Consider the following 17,803-nt stretch of genomic DNA (forward strand, 5'->3'; position numbering starts at 1 on the left):
CCTTACACCACCTCCACTTCCGAATAGGTGCCATTCAAACTGCCGATCACTTTCTGCCGCTGATTCCAGGTCAGTGGAGCTGCCCCGGTATCCACTGGAACCATATCGATCGCGCCGTCTGCTGGACAGACAATAGAACAAAGATTACAACCTACACAATCTTCCTCGCGGACCTGTAGAATAGCTTTCCCATCTGCATTAGTTAACATATCAATACACTGATGTGAAGCATCTTCGCAGGCAATATGGCATTTATTACAGTTGATGCAGTTGTTCTCATTAATACGGGCAACTACCTTATAGTTGAGATCCAGATCACCCCAGTTGGAGTAACGGGATACCGATTTACCGATTAACTCTGTTACGGAAGCCAAACCTTTGTCATCCAAATAGTTGTTCAGGCCATCGATCATTTCCTCTACAATCCGGAAGCCATGATGCATGACCGCTGTACATACTTGAATGCCCGTAGCACCCATCAGCATGAATTCAACAACATCCTGCCAGGTCGAAATCCCTCCAATACCGGAGATAGGAATGCCTACTCCCCGGTCACGGGCACACTCGGCCACCATACTAAGCGCAATTGGTTTCACAGCCGGCCCGCAGTAACCGCCATGTGCACCCTGACCCCCAACATTCGGAATTGTGTTCCAGCTATGAATATCTACACCAGCAAGACTGTTGATCGTGTTGATCATACTAATCGCGTCTGCTCCACCCTTAACCGCATGGCGGGCAACGACGGTGATATCCGTAATATTAGGCGTCAGCTTCACAATCACCGGGGTCGTTGCAACTTCTTTTACCCAGGTGGTCTGTGCCTGCACCAGATCAGGCTGCTGCCCCGAAGCAGCGCCCATTCCACGCTCAGCCATCCCGTGCGGACAGCCAAAGTTAAGCTCCAGACCGTCTACACCCACATCCTCTACCCGCTTAACAATCTCATGCCATTTATGCTGCGATGGTTCTACCATCAGGGAGGCTATAATCGCATGATTCGGGAATCTTTTTTTCGTTTCATAGATTTCCTTCAGATTAACTTCAAGCGGACGGTCGGTGATCAGTTCAATATTGTTAAAGCCCGCAACCCGTTGCCCATTGAAATTTACTGCCGCAAAACGCGATGAGGTATTAATGATCGGATCGCCGAGCGTCTTCCACACCGCACCGCCCCAACCTGCTTCAAAGGCCCGCTGCACTTGATAACCTGTATTCGTAGGCGGCGCGGAGGCCAGCCAGAACGGATTCGGTGATTTGATTCCTGCGAGATTAATACTTAAATCTGCCATGATGTTCCCTCCCTGTCATGTAAAATCCAATTTGATTTCTACGCTCAGCCCGCTGATCTAACAACGACCTCCTGCTGGCCTGAGAATTGTTTAACAATCGCATGGGCTGCATCTTTTCCCTGCTGTGCCGCTGACACAACCATGGCCTCACCCTTACCTGAACCAAAAATAATGTCCCCAGCGGCATAAATCTGCGGATCGGAGGTTTGGCAGGTGACCTCATCCACCTTAACAACCCCACGGTCATGCATAAGACCTAAGGAATCTATTAGATCCAGACGACGCTTTTGACCAATAGCTATTACAACCGCATCTACAGGAATCAAGAACTCAGAACCCTCGATCGGCATAGGTATTGGACGCCCATCTTTGCCCAGCTCCTCCGTCAGCTTCATCTGCACACATTCCAGTGCGGTTACATTCCCAAGCTCATCACCCACGATACGTTTCGGTAAGGTAAGCCAGCTGAACTCCACACCTTCCTGCTTCGCGAATTCATATTCAAAGTCATATGCCGTCATCTCTTCGCGGGTCCGGCGGTAGACCATTTTCACATTGGTGGCTCCCAGCCGCACTGAGCAAGTCGCTGCATCAATAGCCGTATTCCCTGCCCCAATGACAGCGACCCGCTGACCCATCAGCTCTAGCAGAGGAATGCCCGTCTTAGTAGATTCTACAAGCGCAATAGCGTCATAAACTCCAGCCATTTTTTCACCTTCAATCCCTATTGGAGGCACATATCCCATACCCGCTGCCAAAACGATAGCATCATAATTCGACTTCAGCTCATCTACAGAAACATCCACTCCGACTTTTACACCTGTACGTATTTCCACACCCAGCTTCTCTACCTGCTCTACTTCCCAAAGAGATACAGACTGCGGGAGCCGAAACGATACAATCCCATGTGTATCCAGCCCACCCGCTAACGCCTTTGCTTCGTAGATCACAACAGCAAAACCTTCACGGGCGAGCTCCCTAGCCGCAGACAATCCCGCAGGACCACCACCAATTACGGCTACCTTTTTCCCATTAGGGGTGCCAGCCTTAAATAATTGAACTCCGCTGTTCATCGCCCAATCTGTCGCATAACGCTGCAGCAGTCCGATTTGGATCGGCGCCGAGGCATCATTTAACACACAGGCTCCTTCACACAGCTCATCTGTAGGACAAACACGAGCACAGCTGGCACCCACAGGATTGGAATCCATAATCGTCTGTGCCGAGCCTTTCAAATTGTCAGTAGCGATCCGTTTGATAAAGGAGGGAATATTAATGCTGGTCGGACATGCTTTTATACATGGGGCATCGTAGCAATATAGACAGCGATTAGACTCATCCAAGGCACCTTTATGGGTCAGAGGCGGCTCAGCCTCGGCGAAATTGCGCATGAACATATCAGGTGTAAATGCTGTTAACGGAGATGAATGCTCCATCACTAGTCCCTCCTTATGGGTAATTTTTCATATTAGTGTTATATAATATAACATTATTTCAAGTTTTGTCTGAATATTTTGCTTACATCTTTAATTTATTGTAGTAATATAAGCATTAACAGAAATTATCTCTCAACGTTCTTCCTGACTAGGTTATATATACTGACATCCGTTAATCAAACTATAGTCATTTCGAATTTTCGTTGCATTAGACACTTTGTCTAATTTCAAAACTGTATTTTTTACGTGTGAGAATAGGCTGAGAATAACAAGGCGTTAGCCGAAGGCCAGAGCGCAGAAGATCGAGGGGGAGTAACTATGGACTGGGAGCTTGTATTAACCATTCGTGACGCTTTAAAAAGACCACTATTCGCAGAAGCCGAGGTGATCGGCGGGAAAAGCGGCCTAAGCCGTGCCATTCGCTGGGTGCATGTGCTGGAAAGTGCCAACTTCGAGACTCTGATTCATGGCGAAGAAATGATTTTGACTACGGGGATTGGTGCAAGTGTCGATCTCCCTTCCTCCTTGGAGTTTATGCAGAACCTGATCGACAAAAATGCAGCTTGCCTATGTATTGAGTTAGGTACGTATTTCAGCACCATCCCGCAAGAGATGATCGACTTAGCCGACAGGCATGACTTTCCGCTAATCATCTTCACCCGCACGGTTCGTTTCGTAGATATCACGTTGGATCTTCACTCGATTATCATTAACCGGCATCACCGGATGCTCCAAGAACTTGAAAAAATCTCACGTGAATTCCACCGCCTGACCTTAACTTCACAAGGAACGCTGAAAGTGCTGCAATTATTGTGCAAAAGTACCCGCACACAAATTGTCTATATGCAGCTGCAAGGCAAACCCTTATTTTTTCCGGCACTTCCGCCGGAAGAGCAGGCTCCATTACTGAATTTTTTCACCGCCTTCGGCGACGAGCTGGAAGGAATTCAACCTGACGTTGCCCCCTATATCCGGGAATATGGACAGAAGACCATCGCGCTCAAGCCTGTAGGTGCGCTGGATCAGACCTGGGCTTACATTCTGATGGTATGCAATCACAAACCACAGGAGTTCGACTGTCTGCTGCTGGATTCCGCCTCTTTGTCCATTGCACAAGAGCTGCTGCGGACGCGGTATATGGAGGAGCGTAAGCTTTTTTCAGAAAATCTATGGGTCGACGAGCTGATCAATGGCCGCATCGAAGATGATAACCGCTTAAAGGGCCTGATCGGCTCCAATTTCAACGTGGTCAACGAGCTCCCTTACCGTGTATGCCTTATAGAGATCAAGAATCCCAGAGATGTAAAATGGAACAGCTCGGAGAACGAATGGGAGTCCATTACCTTCCACCTTTCGCTCATCCTGCGTTCCATCTTTGAGAAGTATTCTTTACGTCCGCTGATCACCCTTAAGAACAATCGCCTCACCGTCATCGCCCTCGATATCCAATCGAAAATGCCTGGAAAAATGCGACTTCAACAAGCACTTGAAGCCCTGCAGAACATCCGCTCCGATGAGAAGCTCAAGGATTTGCAGCTCGTCATTGGAGTCAGCAAATCGCATAAGCGCCTAAAACGAGCCTATTCCGGTTATCAGGAAGCCCTACAGGCATTGTCGTTATACTCCTGTTACCAGAAGTCACTACTCTTCTATGAAGAGTTGGGTGTATTCCAGTTGCTGTTGAGCTTAAATGACGGAAAAACGTTGCAGAACTTCATTCGCAGTTATCTCGGCCCGCTAATCGACCACGACCAAACCAAAGGCAGCGAGCTGCTGCTTACCCTTCGTGTTTATCTGGATCATGATGGTTCCAAACAAATTGCCGCTCGAAACCTATTCATTGTCAGACAGTCCCTTTATTATCGCCTGGACAAAATAACAGAGCTACTGGGTGAAGACTTCATGCAGCCAGAGAATCGGATCTCCATTCAAGTCGCCCTGCGCGCTTACCAATTTCTATATCCAGACAAAATCACTTTACCTAGCCCCCGTTCAGCACAGATTTAAAGGTATCGATAATAAATTCTATATCTTCATCCGTGGAGGATAACGGCGGGGCGAAGGTAAGCACGTTGTTGAACCCAGCTACGGTATCGCCATTTTTGCCGATGATAAGCCCCTTGGACTTACATTCGGCAATAATTCCTTTCACAATACTCAGATCTACCGGTTTCTTACCGACCTTGTCTTCAACCAGCTCAACCCCTGTCACCAAACCAAAGCTGCGGACATCACCTACAAGCTTGTGATCAAGCAGCTCAGTAAATTCTGTATTTATTCTTTTACCTAAAAGATCCGCACGTTCCACCAGCTTCTCCTGCTCGATAATTTCCAGATTACGCAGCGCCAGCGCACAGGAAGCAGGGTTACCACCAAAAGTATTCACATGGCGAAAATGCCCATAGTCATCGCTATTGTCCTTAAATACCTCATAGATATCCTTACGAACAGCAGTGGCAGATAGAGGAAGATAAGCGCTAGTCAGTCCTTTAGCCATCGTTACGATGTCAGGCTTCACATTAAAGTTGTGATGACCAAACTTACGTCCAGAACGTCCGAATCCACAAATCACCTCATCCATAATGAGCAACACACCGTGCTTACGGCAGATTTCCTGCACCCGATCCAAATAAACCTGATGCGGTACAATGACGCCACCACCCGTAATTACAGGCTCCATAATCACCGCAGCTACCGTCTCCACGCCTTCCCAGATGATCATATCCTCTATGGACTGTGCACACTGGAGGTTGAATTCTTCCACAGTCATCCCGGCCGGGCGGCGATAGCTGTCCGGGGGAGCTACATGCAGAAAACCACCCGCCAACGGTTCATATTTATATTTGCGCTGGGCCTGGCCCGTTGCAGATAATGCCCCAAGTGAACTGCCATGGTACCCACGATAACGGGCAATGAATTTATGGCGATAATGCTGGCCGATTTGCTGCTGGTACTGGCGGGCCATTTTGAAAGCAGCCTCATTGGCTTCCGATCCACTATTGGAAAAAAAGATCACATAATCGTCTCCGAGCCACTCATTCAGCTTCTCCGCCAGCGCAATCGCCGGGAGATGACTTTGTGTCAGAGGAAAATATGGCAGGGCCAGCAATTGATTGTAAGCAGCTTCCGCCAGCTCCTTGCGCCCGTATCCCACATTTACACACCACAGGCCAGACATCCCGTCCAAAAATTGATTGCCCTGTATATCCGTAATCCACGACCCACTTGCCGAGGCGGCAATCATAGGCGGATTCTTTTCACTATAAGGTGTAATGTTGTGCCATAAATATTTCTGATCCTTCTTCACCGCAAGCTCACTATCATTCCCCAGACTCTGCATAACATTTTCTCCTCTCAGCAGCTCATTTTCTCTAATAACGGGCAGTGATCATCTTTTTACGCGTATAGAACTCCACCCCATCACGCCCATTGGCATGCAGGTCTCCATAGAACGATTTCTTATAACCCGAGAAGGGGAAAAATGCCATGGGGGCAGGCACACCCAGATTCACACCCAACATCCCTGCATCAATTTCTTCCCGAAATTCACGGATCGCCTTTGCGCTATCTGTATAAATACACGCCCCATTCGCGAATGGGGATTGATTCGTTACCGCAATCGCTTCACTCAGACTTTTTACACGAATCACAGACAATACCGGCGCAAAAATTTCATCCTTCCAGAGGGTCATTCCCGGCTGCACATGATCAAATATCGTCGGCCCGATAAAATAACCCGCACCACCCGTAGCCGCATCCTTCCGCCCATCTCTCACAAGCTTGGCTGCCTCAGCTTCACCAGTCTCAATGTAATAAAGCGTCCGCTCCTTATTCGACTGGCGAATTACCGGACCCAAAAACACCCCGTCATCCGCGCCATTACCAATCTTAAGCTCATCCGCAGCCGCAGCCAGACGACCCACTAGCTCGTCAGCGATATCCTCATGAACCACCACAACCGAGCACGCCATACAACGCTCACCTGCCGAACCAAAGGAAGCCGCAATGATATTTTTGACCGCATTGTCCAGCTCCGCATCAGGCAGCACAATCGAGTGATTCTTGGCTCCAGCTAGCGCCTGCACCCGTTTTCCCTGCGCTGTCCCTGTCTTATATACATATTCCGCAACTGGCTGCGAACCCACGAACGAAATCGCCTTCACTTCATCATGCTCCAGCAGCCCATTCACAACCTCGTGCGCCCCATGTATCACATTCAGTACACCTGGAGGAAAGCCCGCTTCGGCAAATAACTCTGCCAGTCGATTAACCAGCAGCGGCGTACGCTCAGAAGGCTTCAGCACAAAGGTATTTCCACAAGCGATGGCAAGCGGAAACATCCAACAAGGAACCATCATTGGAAAATTAAACGGGGCAATTCCCCCGATCACCCCCAATGGATAACGGTACATCCCGGATTCAATACCGGTAGCAATGTCCGGAAGCTGACTGCCCATCATCAACGTGGGGATGCCTGCGGCAAATTCCACACACTCAATTCCACGCTGCACCTCACCTCGCGCCTCTTCCAGACTTTTGCCATTCTCCAGCGTAATCAGCTCGGCCAGCTCATGCCAATGCTTTACCAGCAGCTGTTGATATTGAAAAAAGTAGCGGGCACGACGCGGCACAGCGACCCTTTTCCACGCTTGAAATGCCGCCGCAGCCGCTTCTACCGCCGCACCCAGCTCTTCCTTACTGGAAATGGGCACATAAGCAATCACTTCACCTGTCGCCGGATTATAAACCTCTTCATCTCGCCCGGACGACGATTCTACCCAAGCTCCATTCACATAATTCTTAACTCTTTCAGCCTGCGTTACTAGGAGAGACATAGCTCGCACCTCTTTCTCTGTTTCAGATGCACTGATGGACTGCTGATTATAATAGATGACCGCCAGATCAGGCGGCCATCCACTATAACATTAAGCTCAATTGGTTATTTTGCCGCCATTTCTACGATTTCGTTCGTATAAGCCTCATCTACCTTAACCGGTTCTTTAATGACACCAAATTTAAGCGAAATATCAGCGGTTTGCTGGAACGCCGCCGCATCGGTATATCCCATCTTGGCACTGTCAAAGCCTTCAGGCAGAATCAGCTTGGCAACCTCAGTCATCATTGTCAGCTGATGTTCCTTCGTCGTACTGCCGTCTTCCGCTTGTTTCATCACACTGTCCACGGCAGCTGCAGGATCAGCAATTGCATCTTTCCAGCCCTTCAGGGAGGCACGCACAAACTTTGCCGCAGTCTCTTTGTTCTCCGCAAGCCATTCCTTATTCGCGAACAAGTTATCCTCAAGCATTGCAACGCCTTCTGTATTCATGTCAATGACATTCAGATCCTCAGCCTTAATGCCTGACTCCAACACCACTTGGTACTCGTTATAAGTCATCGCTGAGGCCGCATCGATCTGATCGCCCAAGAACTGATCCATCGTGAACCCTTGCTTCGTAAAGCTTAGATCCTTATTCGGATCGAACTTATATTTATCGAATAACGCTAATAGTTCAAATTCGTTGCCACCCATCCAGTTGCCGACTTTTTTACCCTTAAGATCAGCGGCTGAATTAATGCCAGCAGTTTTTTTGGAGACCAGGACCAATCCGCTCTTTTGATAGATTTGCGCGATCTGCACCAGCGGCATTCCCTCTTCAAGACTCGGCAGCAAGCTGGCTACCCAACCCACACCGATATCTGCGGAGCCACCTGCCACTTGCTGTTCCGGAACGATATCAGGCCCACCCGGCAGAATTTCTACATCCAAGCCTTCTTCCTTGTAATATCCTTTATCCTGCGCCACAAAATACCCAGCGAATTGTGCCTGCGGCACCCATTTCAGCTGTAGCTTCACTGTAACTGGATCAGCAGCCGGTTCAGTAGCAGCACTTGCTTCAGGAGCTGCTGATGCTTCAGGGGCAGTCGTAGCTTCAGCTGCCGAGTTATTATTGTTGCCACCGCAACCCGCCATTAAAGAAACACTCAACATCATCACGATTGCCAACAAACCACCACGAAATTTGCGTTTTTTCCCGTTCATCAATCGAACTCCCCCTATCGTAATTTAAGTTTGTAACAAGCACAGTATGGACAATCATCGTGGTGCGTTTATGCATACAGCCGTGGGCGGTTTCTCTTTTCCATTCCCGCTATGGCCGGATGTAATGAGGGGAAAATTAAGTACGCTGCGAAGGATGCCACTTAATGAATACTTTCTCCAGCCGCTCAACCACTAAATAGAAGAGCACGCCTGCAATCGCAGCCAACACAATACAGGACCAACCCAGTGGCATTTTGGCAACTTTAATGGAATTGGAGAGCAGATATCCAAGCCCTTTTGAGGAGAAAAAGAATTCCCCAACAATGGCGCCAATCATACTGGCAGTAGCATTAATCTTGAGTGCTGTAAATACATAGGGCAGACTGCTCTGAATCCGCAGATAACGGAACACTGCCGGTTTACCTGCCGCATAGGAATGCATCAGATCCAGCGCCAATGGATCAATCGCCGCCATACCTTTATAGGCGTTGATCGCCATCGCTGCCATTGTAGTTGCTGTTACTATGGCAATTCGTGAGCCTATCCCATCTCCAAACCACAAATTCATGATGGGCGCGAGGGCGACGATAGGCACAGCATTTAGGGCGGCAACCAGCGTCAAGCTTCCACTCCCCCAGCGCGGCCAAGCTGTCGCGACTAAAGCGATCAGGAAGCCGATAGCAGAACCAGCCAACATTCCCAGCACAGCTTCAGCAAGAGTGTATCCGGTATAGGACAGCAACAAGCTGAAATTATCCCGCATGGTTTCGGCGATGGCTGTAGGCAGCGGGAGTTGATATTTTTTCAGATCAAAGATCTTATGAAAAAATTGAAATTCCCATAGTGCAAGAAATAACAGACCTGCCAGTACAGGCAGCAGCACCCCTGCGCTAAATATCCTCTTCAGCATCCGTGAGCCGCCGCGACTCGCCGTAGCTTCCGCAGCTTTCGGAACGGCTACAGCATTCTTTGGTGTAGCCGTTAGCGCCGGCTGAGCCATTTCTTTACCAGTAGAGCCTATAAACGTGGTCTCCCGAACGGAGTTAGTTTCCATTAGCGGCTGCCTCCTTTCGGACGATATTCAGGCTGCCAAGGCGTTACCAGGCGTTCTATCAGACTGATTAACCAGTAGCTTACGATTCCCAGCAAGGCACCCACAATCACCGTAGACCAGAACATATAGGTGTGAGAGCTTCCATAATAGAGATTGCGCAGCATAATTACACCAATGCCATGCTGGGCACCCATAAGCTCCACCAGAATAGCTCCAGTCACAGCAAGTGGGGCAGCTATCTTAAGCCCACCGAACAAACCCGGCAAAGCCGCCGGGAATCTGAGTTTCCAATAGACCGCCCAAGGTTTCGCCGCGTAAGAATGCATCAATTCGAGCGCTGATGGATCTACACTCCGCAAGCCGCGCAGCATGTTCAGAGCCACGGGGAAAAAGGTGATATATCCCGAAATAATAATCCGCGAGGTCTGCTCATCGCGCACAATCCCGTAGATGATGGGCGCCAACCCCAGAATCGGAATCATCTGCGAGGCAATAGCATAAGGAAAAGTTAATTGCTCTATTGTCTTCGACAAGCTCATCAACACCGCCAATGAGGCACCAGCTACCGCTCCAATCAGGAAGCCAACACCAGCATTACCGAAGGTCGCAGCCCCTTCCTTCAAGAGCGTGCCTCCATACTGCCATAAGGTAGCTAACACCTCATGAACATATGGCAGCTTGGACTGTGCTAACGGCGTCTCCACCACATGGAGCAGCATCCAGGAAGTCCCTTCCCAGACTAGCAGCAGGCCAAAAATCCAGACGAACAACGGCAGCAGACGGCCTCGCACAAAGATACTGCCCCCTTTCATCACTACACCCCTTCGAAGCTGTCGCGAATACGTGCGATCAGTTCGAAAAACTCTGGGCTATTTCTCATTTCCGCCGTTCGCGGACGTGGCAGAGGAATTTCGACCACAGCGGACAAGCGACCTGGATGCGGGGAAAGAACAAACACCCGGTCAGAGAGGAATATAGATTCAGGAATACTATGAGTTACAAAAACAATTGTGTTCTGCACTTTACTCCAGACAGACAATAACTCTTCATTCAATCGCTCACGCGTAAATTCATCCAGTGCAGAGAACGGCTCATCCATGAGCAGAATTTCCGGCTCCATCGATAGCGCTCTGGCAATCGCTACACGCTGCTGCATCCCGCCGCTGAGCTGCCACGGATATTTATCCGCAAAGCTCTGCAGCCCCACCAGATCAAGAAGCTCCATCGCCTTTTCCTCACGTAATGACTTCTTTACCCCCATCAGCTCCAGTGGCAATGTGATGTTATGCTTCACTTTCCGCCAGTCGTATAACACTGGACTTTGAAAAACAATGCCATATTTTTGCGCCAGCCTGGCTTCTCTGGCACTTTTCCCAGCTACCACAATGTTCCCGCCTGTTGGTGCTATGAGATCGGCCATCAGTCTAAGCAGCGTCGTTTTGCCACATCCGGAAGGTCCGAGCAGGGAGACGAACTCCCCTTTTGCAATATCAAGACTCACCTGATGCAGGGCAAGCACTTCCGCAGCTTCTGTCCGATAACGCATTTCAACATTCTCCAGCTGAATCTCAGGAATATTTGTCGCTAGTGATGACATCCTCAGTCCCCCCTTTTCAAAATAAGCCATGTTTATAATGTTATATAAACTGACGCTATTTAGATAAAATAAAGAAAACTTCTATTGCATGTAGTATTAACTAACATGTTACACGCTGCTCACTGGACTCTCACTAGACAATTAGTAAAATAGCTCCTGTTAAATTGCGTCATTTTGTCTAGGAGACATTTTTTTCACCACAAACCCGAAGTATTTTTTTTATATCCGCAGATATGTGGTAATATTTATCCATATCTTTCCTCGGTAGGTGACAATAGACCCATGGGATCTATAATCTCGAATTATATTGTAATTGTTGCTATATCAGGTGTGCTGAGTGTCTTACTAGCCCTTTTCGCCTATTATAAAAAAACTGATTTCTTAGGAATCAGGGCTTTTGTTATAAGCTCCTTTACCTCTGCTATTTACACCTTCGGTTTCGCATTAGAATTATCGGGGAAAACTCTGGAGGAAATCAGCTTCTGGATTAAGTTAGAATATCTGGGGATGCCCTTTATTGCGCCGGCTAGTCTAATCATGGTGATCCATTTCGTTGGGCTGGAGACGCTGTTTAAAAAAGGCATACGGGCGGCGTTATTTATCATTCCATTCATTACAACGCTGCTGGTCTGGACCAATGATTACCATCATCTCTTCTATAAATCCATTTATTTACGGGAAAATACGCCCACCCCACTCGTTGATGTTGTGATGGGACCTTGGTATATCGTTCACGGCAGCTTTACTTTCGGCTGTCTGCTGGCAGCCATTTGCCTCATGATATGGCAGTGGAACCGGATGAAAAGGGTATACCGCAGGCAGATCATCACAATAATAATCGGGTTAAGCCTTCCAACCCTCGGCGCTTTTTTGTATCTGATAGGCTTGACTCCTTACGGAATGGATCCCGTCCCGATCATTATGAGCCTAACCTCCTCCCTATATATTTGGGCTATTTTATCCCGGGGCATGTTAACGGCTGCACCTATTGCTCGTGAGAATCTGTTCGAGAGCATGCGGGAGGGAGTACTTGTCACCGACCGCTCGGACATGCTCGTCGATTACAATCGTGCAGCCGCGGATATGATAGAGGGGCTCAACTCCTCATCGATTGGCAAACCGCTAGCACAATTGTTTCTTAACGCAGGCAAAGATGCCTTGTCCTATGTGATGGATGCCGAGCCACTGTTGCGCGAAGAACGGGAAGTGGCTTGGAACAAAGCAGAGGAGATCTGCTATTATCAAATCCGCTCCTCTCCGGTACAGAAACAAGAAGGGCACATAGCAGGACAGATGATCATGCTGATTGACGTGACTGAACGAATACTGCTTCAGGAGAAGCTGCGTCAATTGGCTACGATGGACAGCCTAACGGGTATCTATAACCGCTCCTATTTTTTGGAGCTGAGTCAAGCATTGCTTGCCCGGGCTGCCAGCCTGCGAAGCTCATTATCTATGATTTTGCTGGATGTGGACTTCTTCAAGAGCATTAATGACCGCTATGGGCATCAATATGGAGATCAAGCTCTACAGCATATTGTCCAGGTGTGCAGCAGACATCTGCGGGAGGGAGATCTCTTTGGCCGTTATGGTGGTGAGGAATTTGTGATCTGTCTGCCAGAGACGTCACTGAAGCAAGCAGCATTGCTCTGCGAAAATATCCGCGCGGATATTGAACAAAGCACCTTATATACCGTCATCGGGCCCATTAATGTGACCGCAAGCTTTGGAGTTGTGGAGGCCCTAAATCCAGAGGCCACTCTAGAAGAACTGCTATCTGAAGCCGACCATGCTCTCTATAGCTCCAAACGGAATGGACGCAACGCTGTGCATCTCTCCCAAAGGTCAGAAATCATTCTTTTCAAGCCTGTTTAATGACAATCATGTCCCTTCCTGCGCATTCAACAACTGGCCTTATTTTTCATAGTCTGTTTTTAAGTTTAATAAGAGTTATCTGAAAAACTAATCAGAGTGTTGAGAGTAAAATTTGCTTGATGGGATATGGAGGCGTAAGAAATAATGAGGAACCATACAATGATGCAGTTTTTTGAATGGCATGTTGCTGCGGACGGGAAACACTGGGATCGCTTAAAAGAAACTGCACCCGCGCTAAAAGCCGTAGGCATTGATTCTGTTTGGGTACCTCCTGTGACAAAGGCCGTCTCCGCTGAAGATACAGGCTATGGCGTGTATGATCTATACGATCTGGGCGAATATGACCAAAAAGGTACGGTACGCACCAAATATGGCACCAAACAAGCACTGATCAACGCAATTTCGGAATGTCAAAAGAATGGCATCGCCGTTTACGTTGATTTGGTGATGAATCATAAGGCTGGCGCGGATGAAAAGGAAGTATTCCAAGTCATCGAGGTCGACCCCAATGATCGGATGAAAGAAATTTCGAAACCTTTCGAGATTGAGGGCTGGACAAAATTCACCTTCCCTGGCCGCGGGAATGAACACTCTGCCTTTAAGTGGAATCACAATCATTTTAACGGCACTGACTTTGACGCCAAAGAAGAGCGAACCGGCGTATTCCGTATAGTAGGCGAGAATAAAGCGTGGAATCAGAATGTTGACGACGAGTTCGGAAACTATGATTATCTAATGTTCGCTAATATTGATTACAGCCATCCGGAAGTCAAAAAAGAAATGATCCAATGGGGAAAATGGCTGGTAGATACCCTCCACTGCAGCGGCTTCCGCTTGGACGCCATCAAACATATCAACCATGAGTTTGTTAAAGAATTCGCGGTAGAGATGTTTAATAAATGCGAGAAGGATTTCTATATCGTCGGTGAATTCTGGAATTCCGACTTAGAGTCCTGTCGACAATTTCTGAATACCGTCGATTATAAAATTGACCTCTTCGATGTATCCCTTCACTACAAGCTGCATTCAGCTTCTTTGGAGGGCAGAAACTATGATCTGACCAAAATTCTTGATGACACACTGGTGCAGACCCATCCCACCAATGCTGTAACCTTCGTTGACAATCATGATTCTCAGCCTCACGAAGCCCTGGAATCCTGGGTAGATGATTGGTTCAAGCAAAGTGCTTACGCGCTTATCCTGCTGCGACGGGATGGATATCCTGTGGTCTTTTACGGGGATTATTATGGGATCGAAGGACCAACACCTGTAGCAGGTAAAAAAGATGCGATTGACCCTCTGCTGTATACCCGCTATCACAAAGCTTATGGTGAACAGAAGGATTATTTCGATCATCCTAACACGATTGGCTGGACACGGCTCGGCGTGGAGGATATTGAACACTCCGGTTGTGCGGTTGTGATCAGTAATGGTGAGAATGGCCAGAAGAGAATGTTCGTAGGAGAACATCGCGCCGGTGAAGCATGGGTGGATTTCACCCATAACCATAAAGCCACCATAACCATTGAAAAAGATGGTTGGGCGACCTTCCCGGTCAATGGCGGCAGCGTCTCCGTCTGGGCTTTGCCAGATGCAGAAGCTGACAAGAAGTAAACCTGATTAAAAAGGTGCCCAACGCCGTTTGGCGTTGGGCACCTTTTTTTAGTTATTCGTTTTATGCTCCGGATGGCGGGATACAAGCCTCACCAGATCCAGCGTTAAGACGGGTAATGTTAGGGACGCTGGATAAGCTAAGTAACGCGGCTCCCACTCCGGATTGAACTTTTCCTTGTAACGACGCAATCTGGCAAAACCGTAACCATGCCCATGCCCACCTCTATTAAACACTTGATGAGCCAGCTTCTCCTCCTTCAGAGCTCCGGGGTCCTGACCCCCACTGGATGATAGAGGAGTGTTGCCTAGATTAAATCGCCGATACCCCTTGGACTTCGCCCATTCCAGCATACAAACCAATAAATAATCTACCGTCCCGTTTGGCACATTCTTCCGCTGGCGCAACAAATCTACGGACAGGGTCAATCCTTGATCATACCCTGGGGCAATAGAAGCAAATGCCAGTATTGTACCTTTGGTGTTCCGCAGCACCACAATGGGAGCCCGTTGCAGATACTCGACCTTAAACCACCCTAACGAATAACCCTTTTCCGCTCGGCCATTCAACCACTCGTCCGAAATCGTTCGCAGATCTCTCAGCAAACTATCAGCATGCGGCGCTTCTGTAATTTCAACAATCATGCCTTCCCGTTCAAAACGATCGCTTACCCTTTGCAGATCACCATTCTTCAGATCACTGAGTGCAAAGTTATCAAGGCTTATCACTGCCTCTTCACCCAGCTTAAAAAAGCGATAGCCCTGCTCCTGATAGACCGATAAAAAAGCAGGTGAAGCTTGATAGAAAACTACAACCAGACCATACTGATCTGCAGCTTGTCTAAATTCACTGACGGCTTCACTTATTAAGCTTCTCTCTCCCAGCGGATCACCCAGCACAACGAGTTTATCCCTAACTCTGGCGAAAGCGAGCAGCACTTTATCGTTCTGAGCCCAGAAGAAGCCCTTATCACCCAAAAACAAAGTATGAGTTAAGGTATTGCCTTGAACTCCATCTAGAAAATGTTTCAGCTTAGCTACATCCAAGGTCCCGAACAGCTCGTTCTCCTTATGATGGGGCCTGAGGTTTACCCACATTATGAGCAGTACCCAAGACAAGACCAATCCTCCCACTGCCGTAAATGCAACATGACTATATCGCTGCAACCATTCAGGCTGTACACCCGGAGGCAGATGCTTCAGAAATCCACGATGTACATAACAGCCCATCAGATAGTAGCTTAGTGCAATTACTGAAGTGAGGGCAAACCACCGGATCGCGCTCTGTCTGCTGATTGGCGCACTAATCCGATAAAACCGCGATCTGGATATCCAAAGAATAAGCGCTACTATAAGTAGCAAAAGCGCCTCTTCATAATCAAAACCCTTAGTGACTGCAAACAATGATCCAATAAACAGAAGTATGCTAGTCCATACATATGCACTATGGACCCGCAATGTAATGCCCCGCGACAATAAAATCAGCATAAAACCAATAAGGACAGACAGATGATGAGAAAGCTGCATTACCGGAAACGGCAATATTTCCTCCGTAATCTTCAACCTATACAGCAATCCGGGTACTGCTGCAGATAGTAAGAGAATAAGCCCGCTAGCTAGTACCAGCTTACCAAGAGCCCACATCCCAAGATCGCTCAGAAAGGTATACTGACCCGGCCAGCCCCAGATCTTCTGCCATTTGTTAAGAGAGGGTTCGAACCCTGGAACTGAACGATCTTGATCCTTTTTTCCTTGCAGACCAATTTCCAGTGCAGCCAGCACCAATCCAATCAACCAAGGAATGACATAATAAAACAATCGAAAGATGACAAGCACCGCCATCGCCTTATCGGTCTGGTAGCCAAGCTGTGTCAGCCCGAGCAAGGCGATAAGGTCAAATGCACCGATACCGCCGGGTGCCATACTCAAGATTCCGGCAATAGCAGCAATCGTAAATATACCAAAGATAGCTATAAAATGGACCTCATCCAAGAGATGGCTGCTGATGGTCCAAAACGTCACGCCAGCAAAGCTCCATTCCAGAAAGGAAGCACCGACGGAGTTAACGACTGTAAGCCAGGATGTTCTGCCTTTTCCCCGGTTAATCCATTTCGCATAAAGCGATGAGCGCTGCACAAACACAAAAACCGGCAAATAAAGCGCCATACCCCATACTGCAAATACCAGCCAGCGATGTTCTTCCAGCAAAGCCGTTGCCGGGAGTAAACCAAAGATATTCGCCCATGAAAGTAGTGATAACCCGGTAATCATAAGCGGCGAAAGAAATACAATGGCGGGTGTTAGCACGGAGGTCGGCACTCCGCTTTTTTTATACAGCAGCGTCCTTAAACCAACTCCAGCCAGACCTGCAAACCCAATCAAGTTATTAAATGTATTAGCAATCCATGCATACCGAAAGGTACTCCACAGCCCTACTTTTAAACGAAAATGTGCCCGAATCAAATAATCATAAGCACTCATCACAGCTACGGAAAGAAGTGAAAAACCAATCATTTGCAAAATAGCAGACGTAGGTACTCGCCTTAGTTCACGCATTATAAGTCCTAAATGAACCTGCTTCAGCTCATGTTGCCCCTCCCAGTATACGAACGCTATGATAGCCACTGGAAAAAGAGCTCTGACCGCCCGGATCCGATAGATAGATAAGATCAGTCTTACAATTTTGAATCTTTCTAATGTCTGTTGCTTTGAATGCATGAGCCCACCTGCCTTTACCGCTGACACACGTTGTGCTAGACAATTTTTACAACTAGTCCATTATAGCAATTCTTGGAATAGAAGACCCGTGATAATCAACACCTACTCTATTAGACTGCCAGCAAATCCCTAACCCCTGCAACAGTTAAAGATTTTTTGGGAAATGAGGATAAGCATAGT

12 protein-coding genes are annotated in these 17,803 nt (G+C 48.0%); 3 read left to right on the forward strand and 9 right to left on the reverse strand.

Going from position 1 to position 17,803, the window contains the following annotated elements:
* Positions 1-2: 2 nt before the first annotated feature.
* Both preA and NST40_RS29610 read right to left on the reverse strand, forming a co-directional pair.
* Positions 3-1,292, reverse strand: a complete 1,290-nt coding sequence (gene preA / locus NST40_RS29605) for an NAD-dependent dihydropyrimidine dehydrogenase subunit PreA (RefSeq protein ID WP_076276253.1) — start codon at positions 1,290-1,292, stop codon at positions 3-5.
* A gap of 44 nt (positions 1,293-1,336) precedes the next feature.
* A complete protein-coding gene (locus NST40_RS29610; protein WP_076179221.1) occupies positions 1,337-2,728 on the reverse strand; it encodes an NAD(P)-dependent oxidoreductase in 1,392 nt (463 codons plus the stop codon).
* A gap of 318 nt (positions 2,729-3,046) precedes the next feature.
* On the opposite strand from NST40_RS29610, the gene NST40_RS29615 reads away from it, so the two are divergent.
* A complete protein-coding gene (locus NST40_RS29615; RefSeq protein WP_076181983.1) occupies positions 3,047-4,735 on the forward strand; it encodes a PucR family transcriptional regulator in 1,689 nt (562 codons plus the stop codon).
* Here the strand turns inward: NST40_RS29615 and NST40_RS29620 are convergent.
* From NST40_RS29620 to NST40_RS29645, 6 genes are all read right to left on the reverse strand, one after another.
* The gene (locus tag NST40_RS29620; RefSeq protein ID WP_342410266.1) at positions 4,710-6,068 is read right to left on the reverse strand and encodes an aspartate aminotransferase family protein; all 1,359 of its coding nucleotides are present in this window, start codon (positions 6,066-6,068) and stop codon (positions 4,710-4,712) included. The genes NST40_RS29615 and NST40_RS29620 overlap by 26 nt on opposite strands.
* Positions 6,069-6,099: 31 nt before the next feature.
* A complete protein-coding gene (locus NST40_RS29625) occupies positions 6,100-7,563 on the reverse strand; it encodes a CoA-acylating methylmalonate-semialdehyde dehydrogenase (RefSeq protein ID WP_342410267.1) in 1,464 nt (487 codons plus the stop codon).
* A gap of 104 nt (positions 7,564-7,667) precedes the next feature.
* Positions 7,668-8,768 (reverse strand): ABC transporter substrate-binding protein, encoded by a 1,101-nt coding sequence (locus tag NST40_RS29630; RefSeq protein ID WP_076181976.1) that lies wholly within the window; start codon positions 8,766-8,768, stop codon positions 7,668-7,670.
* 136 nt (positions 8,769-8,904) lie between these two features.
* Positions 8,905-9,822, reverse strand: coding sequence for an ABC transporter permease (locus tag NST40_RS29635; RefSeq protein ID WP_081398214.1), 918 nt, complete (start codon positions 9,820-9,822; stop codon positions 8,905-8,907).
* Positions 9,822-10,634 (reverse strand): ABC transporter permease, encoded by an 813-nt coding sequence (locus NST40_RS29640; RefSeq protein ID WP_051491222.1) that lies wholly within the window; start codon positions 10,632-10,634, stop codon positions 9,822-9,824. The genes NST40_RS29635 and NST40_RS29640 overlap by 1 nt, the downstream gene beginning before the upstream one ends.
* Before the next feature lie 2 nt (positions 10,635-10,636).
* A complete protein-coding gene (locus NST40_RS29645; RefSeq protein ID WP_076218929.1) occupies positions 10,637-11,419 on the reverse strand; it encodes an ABC transporter ATP-binding protein in 783 nt (260 codons plus the stop codon).
* Positions 11,420-11,701: 282 nt separating this feature from the next.
* On the opposite strand from NST40_RS29645, the gene NST40_RS29650 reads away from it, so the two are divergent.
* On the forward strand, positions 11,702-13,294 hold the full coding sequence (locus NST40_RS29650; RefSeq protein WP_076276257.1) for a histidine kinase N-terminal 7TM domain-containing protein: 1,593 nt from the start codon (positions 11,702-11,704) through the stop codon (positions 13,292-13,294).
* Positions 13,295-13,435: 141 nt separating this feature from the next.
* Positions 13,436-14,908 carry an alpha-amylase gene (locus tag NST40_RS29655; protein WP_036682065.1) on the forward strand — a complete coding sequence of 491 codons (1,473 nt, stop codon included), beginning with the start codon at positions 13,436-13,438 and terminating at the stop codon, positions 14,906-14,908.
* Between the two features lie 48 nt (positions 14,909-14,956).
* Here NST40_RS29655 and mprF read toward each other — a convergent pair whose 3' ends face one another.
* On the reverse strand, positions 14,957-17,623 hold the full coding sequence (mprF, locus tag NST40_RS29660) for a bifunctional lysylphosphatidylglycerol flippase/synthetase MprF (protein ID WP_341004098.1): 2,667 nt from the start codon (positions 17,621-17,623) through the stop codon (positions 14,957-14,959).
* Positions 17,624-17,803 lie beyond the last annotated feature (180 nt).

The organism is Paenibacillus sp. FSL R10-2778 (assembly GCF_038593035.1).
GTDB lineage: Bacteria > Bacillota > Bacilli > Paenibacillales > Paenibacillaceae > Paenibacillus_AQ > Paenibacillus_AQ odorifer.